11 protein-coding genes are annotated in these 13,038 nt (G+C 69.1%); 9 read left to right on the top strand and 2 right to left on the bottom strand.

What is annotated here, in order from left to right:
- Positions 1–200 precede the first annotated feature (200 nt).
- Positions 201–635 carry a DUF1841 family protein gene (locus ABL843_RS26500; protein ID WP_019656213.1) on the top strand — a complete coding sequence of 145 codons (435 nt, stop codon included), beginning with the start codon at positions 201–203 and terminating at the stop codon, positions 633–635.
- Here ABL843_RS26500 and ABL843_RS26505 read toward each other — a convergent pair.
- A complete protein-coding gene (locus tag ABL843_RS26505; protein ID WP_418117885.1) occupies positions 632–1,624 on the bottom strand; it encodes a LysR substrate-binding domain-containing protein in 993 nt (330 codons plus the stop codon). The genes ABL843_RS26500 and ABL843_RS26505 overlap by 4 nt on opposite strands.
- Positions 1,625–1,734: 110 nt before the next feature.
- Here ABL843_RS26505 and pcaH point away from each other — a divergent pair, with 110 nt between their 5' ends.
- Both pcaH and pcaG read left to right on the top strand, forming a co-directional pair.
- Positions 1,735–2,448 (top strand): protocatechuate 3,4-dioxygenase subunit beta, encoded by a 714-nt coding sequence (gene pcaH, locus ABL843_RS26510; protein WP_418120521.1) that lies wholly within the window; start codon positions 1,735–1,737, stop codon positions 2,446–2,448.
- A 23-nt stretch (positions 2,449–2,471) separates the two neighbouring features.
- On the top strand, positions 2,472–3,074 hold the full coding sequence (gene pcaG / locus ABL843_RS26515; protein ID WP_418120522.1) for a protocatechuate 3,4-dioxygenase subunit alpha: 603 nt from the start codon (positions 2,472–2,474) through the stop codon (positions 3,072–3,074).
- Between the two features lie 82 nt (positions 3,075–3,156).
- On the opposite strand, the gene ABL843_RS26520 is transcribed toward pcaG, so the two are convergent.
- A complete protein-coding gene (locus tag ABL843_RS26520; protein ID WP_126023575.1) occupies positions 3,157–3,849 on the bottom strand; it encodes a c-type cytochrome in 693 nt (230 codons plus the stop codon).
- Positions 3,850–4,008: 159 nt separating this feature from the next.
- On the opposite strand from ABL843_RS26520, the gene ABL843_RS26525 reads away from it, so the two are divergent.
- The 6 genes from ABL843_RS26525 to ABL843_RS26550 all read left to right on the top strand — a co-directional run bounded on the left by ABL843_RS26525 (position 4,009) and on the right by ABL843_RS26550 (position 13,025).
- Complete coding sequence (locus ABL843_RS26525; protein ID WP_126023576.1) at positions 4,009–4,863, top strand: AAA family ATPase; 855 nt, start codon at positions 4,009–4,011, stop codon at positions 4,861–4,863.
- Positions 4,864–4,867: 4 nt separating this feature from the next.
- Complete coding sequence (locus ABL843_RS26530; RefSeq protein ID WP_418117887.1) at positions 4,868–5,113, top strand: hypothetical protein; 246 nt, start codon at positions 4,868–4,870, stop codon at positions 5,111–5,113.
- A 25-nt stretch (positions 5,114–5,138) separates the two neighbouring features.
- Positions 5,139–5,726, top strand: coding sequence for a GNAT family N-acetyltransferase (locus tag ABL843_RS26535; RefSeq protein WP_418117888.1), 588 nt, complete (start codon positions 5,139–5,141; stop codon positions 5,724–5,726).
- A gap of 21 nt (positions 5,727–5,747) precedes the next feature.
- Positions 5,748–6,935, top strand: a complete 1,188-nt coding sequence (locus ABL843_RS26540) for a vWA domain-containing protein (RefSeq protein WP_184640786.1) — start codon at positions 5,748–5,750, stop codon at positions 6,933–6,935.
- Positions 6,936–6,998: 63 nt separating this feature from the next.
- Positions 6,999–8,948, top strand: coding sequence for an autotransporter assembly complex protein TamA (locus tag ABL843_RS26545; RefSeq protein WP_418117889.1), 1,950 nt, complete (start codon positions 6,999–7,001; stop codon positions 8,946–8,948).
- A gap of 15 nt (positions 8,949–8,963) precedes the next feature.
- Entirely contained in the window at positions 8,964–13,025 is a 4,062-nt protein-coding gene (locus tag ABL843_RS26550) for a translocation/assembly module TamB domain-containing protein (protein ID WP_418117890.1), read from the top strand.
- Positions 13,026–13,038 lie beyond the last annotated feature (13 nt).

Genomic DNA, 13,038 nt, shown 5'->3' on the forward strand with positions numbered 1-13,038 from the left:
GTATGGAAAATTTTCTTTTTGCAGGGCCTCCGGCGGGGTGTGGAAACAGCTCGTAAGGAGGTCAATCGGCGATTCGTTACGTTACGAAGTAACGCCGCGTACCCGGAACGTCCGACACATCCGAGGCACCGCGAAGCCGCCGAAAAAGCAGTTCGCGCCGGCCCCTCCCTCTCATCTTTTCGCCACCTCTATATAGATATATGTTCAACCCCTCCCAGGAAGACGTGCGCCGCTTCTTCTGCGACGTCTACGCCAAGCACCGCCAGGGCCTGCCGATGGAAGCGCTCGAGACCATCGCCGCCGGCTGGATCGACCAGCACCCCGAGTACCACGAAGACCTGGCCGACGCCGACGCCGCGGTGGCGCGCGTGTACGACGGCTCGAACGGACGCGAGAACCCGTTCCTTCACCTGTCGATGCACCTGTCGATCAGCGAGCAATGCTCCATCGACCAGCCGCGCGGCATCCGCCAGGCGGTCGAGCTGCTGGCGGCGCGGCGCGGCTCGCTGCTGCATGCGCATCACGAGGCGATGGAGTGCCTTGGGCAGATGATGTGGGAGAGCCAGCGCGCCGGCCGGCCGCCGGATGGCGAGGGTTATGTGGCCTGCGTGCAGCGCCGGGCGACGAAGGACTAGCCGCCACGCTTGCGCTTTGCCGCGGGAGGCACGCCCCCCTGCTGCTTCGCCGCCTCGCGCAGCAGCGCGGCCATGGCGGCTCGCAGGGCCGAGGGCTCGGCATCGCTGCGCTGCAGCAGTCCGACCGGCTCTTCCGTGCCGGCCGTCTCGATGCGCAGCCGCACGAGGCGCCCATCGTCCAGTTCGCTGCGCGCGGCGCCCAGCGGCGTGATCCACACCGCATCGGACACCGCCACCAGCGCGCGCGCCACCGCCACGTCGAGCGTCTGCAGCGTGTTGGCCGGCAGCACGAGGCCGCGCGCCGAAAGAAAGCTCTCGGTGTTGTGGCGCGGGATCGTGCCCTCGCCGTACACCACCAGTGGATAGGCCAGCACCGCCTGCACCGACACCGCCTTGTGCGCCAGCGGATGGCCCGCGCGCACCGCGAACACCAGCGCCTCGGTGTGCAGCAGCTCGAAGCTCAGGCCGCCCATCAGGCGCGGATCGCTCATGCGGCCCACCACCAGGTCGAGCTCGCCGGCGCGCAGCTCGTCGAGCAGCGCGGCGTTGGCAGCGCTCTTCACCACGATCTGCACAGAGGGACGGCTGTCGCGCAGCCGCGCCAGCGCCTGCGGCAGCAGGGCCGGCGCCACGCTGGGCAGCGCGCCGATGCGCAGCCGCTCGATGCGCTCTCCCGCCGCCGGCGCCACGGCCTGCGCACTGGCGTCGAGCGCCTCCAGCACGCGCAGCGCGTGCGCGAGCAGCTGTTCGCCGGCGGCCGTGAGGCCCTGCACGCCGCGCCGCCCGGCGTTGCTGCGCTCGACCAGCCGCGTGCCGGCAATGGCCTCGAGCTCGGACAGCGTCTTCGACACCGCCGGCTGGCTCAGCGCCAGCCGCCCGGCGGCGCGCGCGAGGTGGCGTTCCTGCGCCACCGTGACGAGGCAGCGCAAGTGCCGCAACTGCACGTTGCGCACGAAGTCCTGGCGAAGATCGGTGAGGGGGTCTTTCAATTCCTGATGGTTATTGAAAACGTAGCAATCTTCAATTTACATCATTGGATGCCGCTTCTACAGTGGCGGCTTCCGGATTCGTCCCACGACAGGAGACAACGTTGACCAAGATCCAGAGCCCCTCGCCCATCCTCACCCCGCGCGACTGGGACGCCCACCCCAGCTACATCTACCCCGGCTACAAGTCCACCGTGAAGCGCGGCCCGCAGAAGCCGCTGATTCCGCTGAAGGCCTCGCTCGGCGAACTGCAGCAGCCGGTGTACGGCCACGACAGCATCGGCGAGTTCGACCACGACCTCACGCGCAATGCGCGCAAGAACGGCGAGCCGCTGGGCGAACGCATGATCCTCACCGGCCAAGTGCTCGACGAGCGCCGCCGCCCGGTGGCCAACACGCTGGTCGAGCTGTGGCAGGCCAACGCCGCCGGCCGCTACGTGCACAAGGTCGACCAGCACGACGCGCCGCTGGACCCCAACTTCCTCGGCGCCGGCCGCTGCCTCACCGACAGCGAAGGCCGCTACCGCTTCCTCACCATCAAGCCCGGCGCCTACCCCTGGGGCAACCACCCCAACGCCTGGCGTCCGCAGCACATCCACCTGTCGCTGTTCGGCCAGAGCTTCGCGAGCCGCCTGGTCACGCAGATGTACTTCCCCGGAGACCCGCTGCACCAGTACGACCCGATGATCACCGGCACCCCCGAGCGTTATCGCAACCGCCTGATTGCCGACTTCAGCCTCGACATCACCGAGGACGGCTACGCACTGGGCTACCAGTTCGACATCGTGCTGCGCGGCGCCGACGAGACGCCTTTCGAGAACCGCTGAGCCAGGAGACACACACCATGCTGATGACCGCACTGGAAGCCGACTTCGGCCAGACCCCCTCGCAGACCGTGGGCCCCTACTTCGCCTACGGCCTCACCGCCACGCAATACGGCTACGACTTCGACCAGCCCTTCGACGCCGTGCTCGCGCTCGACAGCGCCAAGGGCCAGCGCATCCGCCTCGAAGGCCGCGTGCTCGACGGCGACGGCAATCCGATCAACGACGCGCTGGTCGAGATCAGCCAGCCCGACGGAGAAGGCCGCTATCCGCAGACGCCCGAAGAGGCACGCGCCATGGGCTTCCGCGCATTCGGCCGCGTGGGCACCGGCACGCACGAGGGCAACCGCTTCGTGTTCCACACCGTCAAGCCCGGCGCCGAGTCGCCCGGCGAGGCACCGCACATCAACGCGATCGTGCTGATGCGCGGCCTGCTGCTGCATGCCTTCACGCGCATCTACTTCAGCGACGAGGCCGAGGCCAACGCGAAGGACGCGGTGCTGCAGAGCGTGCCCGCCGAGCGCCGCCACACGCTGATCGCCGAGCGCGTAGAGCAAGGCGGCGCTGTCACCTACCGCTTCGACATCCGCATGCAGGGTGCCGACGAGACGGCGTTCTTCGACGTCTGATCCACCTGATCTCTCAGGGAAATCCCGGACACAAAAAAGCCCGCTGACGCGGGCTTTTTGTTTCTGGAAGCGCTCGGCCTGCTTATTCGGCGCCGTGGTGGATGCGCGACTCGGGCACCGTCTTCAGCTCGCCCGGCAGCGAGCTGATGTAGCTGGCCAGCGTCTTGAGTTCGGCGTTGGTGAACTTCTTCTCCTCGACCTGCTGGCCCATCACAGCGTTCGAACGGCCCAGGTGCGAGTTGTTCTTCACGCGGTACGACTTGAGCGCGACGAAGAGGTAGTCGGCATGCTGGCCGGCCAGCTTGGGCACGGTGCCGTCGTTGGGCGTGTTGAAGTTGGCGCCGTGGCACTTGGTGCAGCTGTTGTCGGCATTGCGGGTGATGAGGGCCTCCACGTTGGCCGGCGTGGGCTTGGCCAGCGTGGCGGGAGGTGCGCTGCCGTCCTTCAGGCCGAGCTGGCTGTAGTAGGCGGCGACGTCGGCGATGTCCTGGTCGGTGAGCGTGTCCGCGATGGCGCGCATGGTGGGATGCTTGCGGTCGCCGCCCTTGTACGCGGTGAGCGCTGCCGTGATGTACGTGGCGCTCTGGCCAGCGATCATCGGCACCTTGTGAATCTCCGGGAAGCTGGCCTGGTAGCCGATGATGCCGTGGCAGCCCACGCACATCTGTACCTTCTTTGCTCCGTCCTGGGCCTTGCCAGTGACTTGTTGGGCTTCAGCCGAGACCGTCACGGAAGCGACAGCAAGGGCAAACATCGTGGTCAACAACTTGTTCATTTTGCGCGCACAATCTCGTGGAGAGTACAGTTTTTCGGATCAACATTCGATTATATGCAGGGGTCCCCTGGAACCCTGTGCAGGCCAACCCTGAGGCTGCACGACGCACATCGGGTGTGTTCTTTTCTCCACCCAGCCTTCGCTCCACCCATCGCACTCATGAAATTCCAGGGCTCAGACAACTACGTCGCCACTCAGGACCTGATGCTCGCCGTCAACGCGGCCATCACGCTCAAGCGCCCGCTGCTCGTCAAGGGCGAGCCCGGCACCGGCAAGACAATGCTGGCAGAGGAAGTGGCCCAGTCGCTCGGACTGCCGCTTCTGCAGTGGCACATCAAGTCGACCACCAAGGCGCAGCAGGGCCTCTATGAATACGACGCCGTGAGCCGCCTGCGCGACTCGCAACTGAAGGACCTCGACGGCGGCGAGCGCGTGAGCGACATCAACAACTACATCGTCAAGGGCGTGCTCTGGCAGGCCTTCACGGCCGACCAGCCCGTGGCGCTCCTGATTGACGAGATCGACAAGGCCGACATCGAATTCCCGAACGACCTGCTGCGCGAGATCGACCGCATGGAGTTCTACTGCTACGAGACGCGCGAACTCATCCGCGCCAAGCACCGGCCGGTGGTGTTCATCACCTCCAACAACGAGAAGGAACTGCCCGACGCCTTCCTGCGCCGCTGCTTCTTCCACTACATCAAGTTCCCCGACGCCGAGACGATGAAGCACATCGTCGCCGTGCACTTCCCCGGCCTCAAGCAGGAGCTGCTCGCGGCCGCGATGAAGACTTTCTACGACGTGCGCAACCTGCCCGGCCTGAAGAAGAAGCCCTCCACCTCCGAGCTGCTCGACTGGCTCAAGCTGCTGGTGGCCGAGGACATCCCGCTCGAGGCCCTGCAGAGCAAGGACGACAAGGTCGCGGTGCCGCCGCTGGTGGGCGCCCTGCTCAAGAACGAACAGGACGTGACGCTCTTCGAGAAGCTCGTCTTCATGCAGCGCAACAACCGCTGAACCCATGAGCGGCCAGAAACACTCCACCAGACAGCTGATGAAGCTGGGCATCGCCCAGGCCGTGCTTTTCATGGTGGGCGCGCTGCTGGGCCGCGGGCTCGGGCTGCTGCTGGGCCTCGACGCCTTCGGCAGCGGCGAATACAACAAGCGGGAGCTCATCGGCATCGCGCTGATCGGCCTGGGCGGCGGTGCCGGCGCACAGGCCGCTCGCGTCTGGTACGTGCACAAGTACGGCGATCCGCGCGGCTGAAGAATCACGAAGAAGGATGTTGAAGATGGCGTTCGTCGAACCCGTCACGCTGAAGGCCCGTGGCATCGCACTGGTGCCGCTTGCCCTCGCACATGAGGAAGGCCTTCGCACCGCGGCCGCCGACGGCGAGCTGTGGAAGCTGCGCGTCACCTCCGTGCCCGAGCCGGAGAACACCCGCGCCTACATCGAGACCGCGCTCAAGACCGCCGACCGCTTCGCCTTCGCCGTGACCGACGAGGCCACCGGCACCGTGCTCGGCTCCACCAGCTACCACGACATCCTGAGCGCGGTGAAGCGCGTGGAGATCGGCTACACGTGGTACGCCGCGCGCTGCCAGCGCACGCACGTCAACACCACCTGCAAGCTGCTGCTGCTCGCCCATGCCTTCGACGCACTGGGCTGCAACGTGGTGGGCTGGCGCACCGACAACTTCAACTTCGCATCGCAGCGTGCCATCGAGCGGCTGGGCGCCAGGAAAGACGGCGTGATCCGCGGCAACGCGATGCGCCGCGACGGCACCATCCGCGACACCGTCATGTACAGCCTGCGCGCGGGCGAGTGGCCCGAGGTGAAGGCGCAGCTGTTGTACCTGCTCGACAGGCCGCGCGGCTGAAAGAAACACAAGGAGCACCCCATGCTCATCGACTTCTTCTACACCCTGCGCTCGGCCAAGCTGCCGGTGTCGGTCAAGGAATACCTCACGCTGCTGGAGGCCCTGCAGGCCGACGTGGTGGGCCCGAACTCCGACGGCGCCTACGGCATCGACGACTTCTACTACCTCTCGCGCACCGCGCTGGTGAAGGACGAGAAGCACTACGACAAGTTCGACCGCGCCTTCGCCGCCTACTTCAAGGGCGTGGAGATGCTGACCGACTTCACCAAGGAAGTGCCGCTCGACTGGCTGCGCAAGACGCTGGAGCGCGAGTTCACGGCGGAAGAGAAGGCCAAGATCGAGAAGATGGGCTGGGACGAGCTCATGGAAACGCTTAAGAAGCGCTTCGAGGAGCAGAAGGAGCGCCACGAGGGCGGCAGCAAGTGGATCGGCACCGGCGGCACCTCGCCCTTCGGCAACGGCGGCTACAACCCGCAAGGCATCCGCATCGGCGGGGCGGGCAAGAACCGCAGCGCCGTGAAGGTGTGGGACCAGCGCGCCTACAAGGACTACGACGACACGCAGGAACTCGGCACGCGCAACATCAAGGTCGCGCTGCGCCGGCTGCGCAAGTTCGCGCGCGAGGGCCATGACGAGGAACTGGACCTCGACGACACCATTCACTCGACCGCCGCCAACGCCGGTTTCCTCGACATCAAGATGCGGCCGGAGCGCCACAACAACGTCAAGGTGCTGCTGCTGATGGACGTGGGCGGCACGATGGACGAGCACATCCAGCGCGTGGAGGAGCTGTTCTCGGCCGTGAAGACCGAGTTCAAGCACCTGGAGTTCTTCTACTTCCACAACTGCGTGTACGACTTCATGTGGAAGAACAACAAGCGCCGCTTCTCCGAGAAGTTCGCCACCTGGGACATCCTGCGCAAGTACAACAAGGACTACAAGCTCATCTTCGTCGGCGACGCGACCATGAGCCCCTACGAGATCCTGCAGCCCGGCGGCAGCGTCGAATACAACAACGAGGAAGCCGGCGCCGAGTGGATCCAGCGCCTCACGCACGCCTTCCCGAAGTTCGCGTGGATCAACCCCGAGCCGCAGGGCGTGTGGCAGTACCGCCAGAGCATCGCGGTGATGCAGCAGCTGATGTCCAACCGCATGTACCCCCTCACCCTGCGCGGGCTCGAGGAGGCGATGCGCATGCTGTCCAAGTAGGACGATGCCGCCGATCCGGCGGGGCCTTCAGGAACCGGCCGGGCTTGCTGTCAGAATCCGCCCATGGTCAGGGCGGTTCCTGTTTCTTCGCCGGCGTGGTGGCCGGCTTTGTTTTTGTGCGGCGTCCTGCTCTTGCAAGGCTGCAGCCTGCTGCCGAAAAAGGAATCCGCCGAAGAAAACAAACCCGTGGCCGGCCTCGTGCGCAGCGGCGCAGCGGGTGCCGGCACCACCGGTGCCGACAAGGAAGAGAAGGAAGACGGCGGCAGGAAGGCCGGTGACAAGCGCGACGCCTTCACCGTCGACGTGCGCGGCCCCGAAGCCGTGCGCGACTACCTCAAGCTGCATCTCGAAATCCAGCGCTACCGCGAGCTCGACGACCTCGGCGCCACCGAGATCTCCCGCCTCATGGTGGCCGCAGAGGCCAACGCCCGTGAACTGCTCGCCACGCTCGGCTACTTCACGCCCACGCTGACGCTCGAACTCAACGAGACGCCGCAGGGCGAAAAGGCCCCGCGCGAGATCGTCATCAACGTCTCGCCCGGCGAGCTCACCAAGGTGAGCAACGTGCAGATCAGCTACGCCGGCCCCATCGCCGACGACCCGGCCGCCGAGTCGCAGCGCGACACCATCCGCACCGCCTGGGCCCTGCGCGCCGGCCAGCCCTTCACCCAGCAGGCCTGGGACGACGCCAAGACCACCGCGCTGCGCAGCCTCACGGCGAAGCGCTTTCCCACGGGCAGCATCGCGATCAGCCGCGCCGAGGTGGATGCCGACCGCAGCGAGGCGCGACTGAGCGTCACCTACCAGTCGGGCCCGGCCTACAAGTTCGGGCCGCTGGTGCTGCGCGGCATCCAGCGCTACGACCCCGACGGCGCGCGCCGCATCGCGCGCCTGCCCAGCGGCCAGGACTACGACCAGCAGAAGCTGCTCGACGCCCAGCAGCGCCTGGCCAGCAGCGGCTACTACGACTCTGTGTTCCTCACGCTCGACACCGACGGCGGCAACCCGCTGGCCGCGCCCGTCATCGCGCAGCTGCGCGAGGCGCCGCTGCAGAAGGTGGTGCTGGGCGTGGGCTTCACCACCGACAACGGCCCGCGCCTGTCGATCGACCACATCCACAACCAGGTGCCGCTGCTGGGCTGGCGCGCCGTCTCGCGGCTGTCGGTGGACAACGACATCAAGTCGCTGTCCACCGAGCTCAAGGCCATTCCCGACGACCGCGGCTGGCGCTGGTTCGCGGGCGCGGAGCTCAAGAGCGAGCAGTCGGGCAGCTACGTGGTCGACAGCGGCCGGCTGCGCGGCGGGCGCAGCAAGTCGGGCGACCACATCGACCGCAGCTATTTCCTGCAGTACGACTACGCGCAGAACCGCGGCACCAACGCGCCGCCCTCGGCCTCGGCCGTGACGGCCAACTGGGGCTGGACCGGGCGCTACTTCGACGACAACTCCGCCCCCTCGCGCGGCTACGGCCTCGCGCTGGAGGTGGCTGCCGGCTACACGCTCACCGGCGAGCAGGTGCCCTTCACGCGCACCTACGCGCGCTGGCTCGGCGTGCTGCCGCTGGGCTCGGCCGAGGACAAGGAGCTGCGCGCGCGCCGCAGCCGCCTGCAACTGCGCGTGGAGGCCGGCGCGGTATCGGCCAAGGAGAGCGCGCAGATCCCCTCCACGCTGATGTTCCTGACCGGCGGCGACACCACCGTGCGCGGCTACAGCTACAAGCAGATCGGCACCGTGCGCCCCGACGGCACCACCGTCGCCGGCCGCTACCTCGGCGTGGCCAGCGTGGAGTGGCAGCGCCCCTTCGTCTACAACAACAAGCTCACCGAATGGGAGAGCGTGGTGTTCGTCGATGCCGGCGCCGTGGCCGACAAGCCCGGCGAGCTCAAGCCCAAGGTCGGCGTGGGCGTGGGCGCGCGCTGGCGCAGCCCGGTCGGACCGGTGCAGGCCGACCTGGCCTACGGCGTGGACTCGAAGAAGTTCCGCCTGCACTTCCGCCTCGGCTTCACCTTCTGACGCAACGCGAGCCAGATGCAGACCGACGTCCAGACTCCACCAACGCCCCCTCGCCGCTCGCGCGCGCGGCGTGCGATGCGCGCCCTGGCCTGGACCGTCGCCGGCCTGTTGCTGGCCGTGGTGCTGCTGGTCGCGGGCGCGTGGTGGTGGCTGGGCTCGAACACCTCGCTGGCCTTCGCGCTCGCGCAGGCGGCACAGCGCCTGCCGGCCGGCCAGACGCTGGAGAGCCGCGACGTGAGCGGCTCGCTGCGCACCGGCGGCCGTATCGGCTGGCTCAAGTACCAGAGCGAGAGCATCGCCGTGGAGGTGAACGAAGCCACCATCGGCTGGCAGCTCGCGCCGCTGCTGCAGCGCAAGGTGCAGCTCGGCGAGGTGCATGCGAAGCAGGTGCTGATCGAGAAGCGCGGCCCGCCCAGCGACAAGCCCACCGAGCCGCTGGAACAGCTCGCGCTGCCGGTGGAGATCGAACTGCCCTTCCGCGTCGACGAGATCCGCTTCGCCGGACCGCCCGCGCTGCAGGCGCTCAACCTTGCGGGCAGCTACAGCTACAAGGCCGCCGAACACGCGCTGGAGGTCAAGGGCGTGGACATCGCCAGCGGCCACTACAGCGCCCGCGTGAAGCTGCAGGGCCCCGCGCCGATGGCCATCGACGCCGCCCTCGACGGCCGCGTGAAGGCACCGCTGGCCGAGGACCACGACATCGACGTGCTGGCCGCCGCCACCGTCAAGGGCACGCTCGCCGGCACCGGCGCGCGGCTGCAGGTGGCGGCCGAGCTTAAGCCGGCGGAGGAGAACGCCGACGCCCCCATGGAGGCCAGCCTGCAGGCGCAGATCGCGCCCTGGCTGCCCCAGCCGGTGATCGACGCGAAGGCCGACCTGCGCAACGTCGACGCATCGAGCCTGTGGCCCGGTGCGCCCGAAACGCGGCTCACCGGCACCGTCGAACTGCAGCCCGATGCCGACACCGGCCCCGCAGCCTGGAAGGCCTCGGCCGACATCCGCAACGCCCTGCCCGGTCCGTGGGACAAGGAGAAGCTGCCGCTCGAACAGCTGCTGGCCAGGGTCGGCTTCGACGGCACCAGCTGGACAATTTCCGAAGCCACCGTGCGCGCGGGCGGTGGGCGCATCGACGCGGCCGGCAAGTGGAGCCCGGCGCCCTCGCCCTGGCAGGCGCAGGCCACCGTGCGCGGCGTGCGGCCCGCGGCGCTGCACAGCGAGCTTGCGGGCGCGCCGGTCAGCGGACAGATCAAGGCCGAGCAGAAGGACAGCACCATCGCCTTCGACGCCAGCCTGCGCGCCGAGGGCGGCGGCGCGGGCAGCAAGGCCCTGCCCGGCTTCGCGCTCGACCGCGCGCTGGCCCAGGGCCAGTGGAAGGACCAGGTGCTCGAGCTGCGCACGCTGCGCATCGATGCGCAGCGCGCCAGCGTCGATGGCCGCCTGCAGGTGCGCGTGGCCGAGCAGGCCGCCAGCGGCAAGCTGGCCCTCGCCCTGCCCGGCGGCAGCGCGCAGGTCGAAGGCCGCATCGCGCCCGATTCGGGCAGCGGCGAGATCAAGGCCGCCATCGACGACGCCGACACCGTGCAGCGCTGGGTGCAGGGCCTGCCAGGCATGTCCGGCGTTTTCGGCAACGCCGGCGCCAAGGGATCGGCAAAGCTCGACGCCAGCTGGCAGGGTGGCTGGCGCACCATCCAGCGCCGGCTGGAAAACCCCAACGCCCCCGCCCCGCGCGGCGTCGCCGAACCGAGCCTGAAGGCCGCACTCTCGGTGCCGCGCCTCGACCTCACACTGCCCTCCGAGCAGCCCGGCGCAACGAACACCGACATCCAGCTGCGCAACCTGCAGGCCGATCTGGCCGGCAGCCTCGCGCAGGCCACGCTCGCGCTGAAGGGCGAGGCCGCCACCGGCACGCAGAAGTTCGACATCGACACCCGCGCGAGCGGCGGCATCGCCGGTGCCGGCCAGTGGCGCGCGGCGCTGGCCAGCCTGAAGCTGCAGGCGCAGGACAGCGCCCGCCCCGGCGCGCCATGGGTGCTGGAGCTGGGCCGCGAAGTCACCGCGACCATCCGGACCGCGAGCGGCAATGCGCCGCGCCTCGACGTGGAAGCCTCCGCCGCCTCGGCCACGCTGCGAGGCCCCGTACCGGGCACGGTGCGCATCGACTGGCAGCCGCTGCGCTTCAGCCAGAGCGGCGCGGCGCCCAACCGAGTGTTCCGCGTGCAGTCCAAGGGCCAGCTGCAGGGCCTGCCGATGGCCTGGGCCAGCGCGCTCGGCGCCAATACCGCGCTCGGCGAATACGGCATCAGCGGCGACCTGATGTTCAACGGCGACTGGGACATCGACGCGGGCGATACGCTGCACGCCAAGGCCCGCCTCGCACGCCAGAGCGGCGACATCCGCGTGCAGGCCGGCGAGGCCGCACTGGTCACGCGCATCACCAGCACCGGCACGGGCACCGCGAGCGAGCGCACGATGAATTCCGCCTCGGCCAGCGGCGACGCGCCCAGCACGCCGGCCGGCCTGCGCCAGGCCGAGCTGCGCCTGGATGCCGACGGCGACGCGGTGCGCGCCGTTCTCGCGTGGGACAGCGAACGCGCCGGCAAGATCGACGCGCAGCTCGACACCCGCGTGCAGCAGCGCGCCGGCGGCTGGCAGTGGGCGCCCGACGCGCCGCTGGGCGGCACCATCAAGGCCATGCTGCCGAACCTGGGCGTGTGGTCGATGCTTGCGCCGCCGGGCTGGCGCATCGCCGGCACGCTGGACGCCAACGCCACGCTCTCGGGCAACCGCGCCGCGCCGCGCTGGAACGGCACGCTGGGCGCCGACAAGCTCGCGCTGCGCGCGCCGGTCGAAGGGCTGGACCTGCGCGACGGCCGGCTGCGCGCCACGCTCACCGGCGAGCGCGTGCAGATCACCGAATTCACGCTCAAGGGCGGCGCCGGCAGTTCGGCGCGCATCGGCGGCCAGAGCGGCAACCGCAGCACCGCCGCCAGCGAGGCCCGCACCGACGGCGGCACGCTCTCAGCCAGCGGCGAGCTCGCCTGGGGCCCGGCCAGTGGCTCGGCCTCCGGCATCCGCATGGCGCTGCAGGGCCAGCTGCGCGCGCTGCGCGTGCTGGTGCGCACCGACCGGCAGGTCACACTCTCGGGCGACCTGCAGGCGCGGCTGGACAACGGCCAGTTCACCGTGCGCGGCAAGCTCAGGACCGACCGCGCCGTCATCATCCTGCCCGACGAGACCGCGCCCAGCCTGGGCAGCGACGTCGTCGTGCGCTCCGCCGCCAAGGACCGCGAGGCCGCCGAGGCGGCGAAGCGCGAGGCCGCCCGCGCCGACGCACAGGCCGCGAAGCCGCAGACCGCCAAGCCGCCGGACATCACCGTCGAGTTCGACCTGGGCGACGACTTCGCGGTGCAGGGCCGCGGCATCACCACGCGCCTCGAAGGCAACCTCGAGATCCGCAGCACCCGGCTCGATGCGCCGCCGCGCATCACCGGCGAGGTGAAGACGGTGAAGGGCCAGTACCGCGCCTACGGCCAGCAGCTCGACGTGGAGACCGGCATCGCGCGCTTCAACGGCCCCTTCGACAACCCGGCGCTCGACATCCTCGCCATCCGCCCCAACCTCTCGCAGCGCGCGGGCGTGCAGATCACCGGCACCGCGCAGTCGCCGCGCGTGAAGCTGTATTCGGAGCCGGCGCTGTCCGATGCCGAGACGCTCTCATGGGTCGTGCTGGGCCGCGCCTCGGCCACCAGCGGCGGCGAATCGGCGCTGCTGCAGCAGGCCGCGCTGTCGCTGCTCGGCAAGATCGGCGGCGCCTCCACCGGCGGCAGCCTCGCGAGCCGCTTCGGCCTCGACGAACTCGGCTTCAAGGGCCCGGGTGACGGCGGCGACCTGCGCGAATCGGCAGTGACGCTGGGCAAGCGCCTGTCGAAGGACTTCTACATCACCTACGAGCGCAGCATCGGCGGCACCTTCGGCACCCTCTTCATCTTCTACGACCTGACGACGCGCCTCACCCTGCGCGGCCAGGCCGGACAGACGAGCGGCCTCGACCTGATCTACACGGTCAAGTACGACTGAAGCGGGATCGGGA

It is taken from the genome of Variovorax sp. 350MFTsu5.1, from assembly GCF_048302515.1.
In the GTDB taxonomy this organism is placed as follows: Bacteria; Pseudomonadota; Gammaproteobacteria; order Burkholderiales; family Burkholderiaceae_C; genus Variovorax; species Variovorax guangxiensis.

Coding starts and splice junctions, on each gene's coding strand:
- ABL843_RS26550 (WP_418117890.1), top strand. CDS start 8,964: ATGCAGACCGACGTCCAGACTCCACCAACGCCCCCTCGCCGCTCGCGC.
- ABL843_RS26520 (WP_126023575.1), bottom strand. CDS start 3,849: ATGAACAAGTTGTTGACCACGATGTTTGCCCTTGCTGTCGCTTCCGTG.
- ABL843_RS26545 (WP_418117889.1), top strand. CDS start 6,999: ATGGTCAGGGCGGTTCCTGTTTCTTCGCCGGCGTGGTGGCCGGCTTTG.
- ABL843_RS26530 (WP_418117887.1), top strand. CDS start 4,868: ATGAGCGGCCAGAAACACTCCACCAGACAGCTGATGAAGCTGGGCATC.
- ABL843_RS26540 (WP_184640786.1), top strand. CDS start 5,748: ATGCTCATCGACTTCTTCTACACCCTGCGCTCGGCCAAGCTGCCGGTG.
- ABL843_RS26535 (WP_418117888.1), top strand. CDS start 5,139: ATGGCGTTCGTCGAACCCGTCACGCTGAAGGCCCGTGGCATCGCACTG.
- pcaG (WP_418120522.1), top strand. CDS start 2,472: ATGACCGCACTGGAAGCCGACTTCGGCCAGACCCCCTCGCAGACCGTG.
- ABL843_RS26500 (WP_019656213.1), top strand. CDS start 201: ATGTTCAACCCCTCCCAGGAAGACGTGCGCCGCTTCTTCTGCGACGTC.
- ABL843_RS26525 (WP_126023576.1), top strand. CDS start 4,009: ATGAAATTCCAGGGCTCAGACAACTACGTCGCCACTCAGGACCTGATG.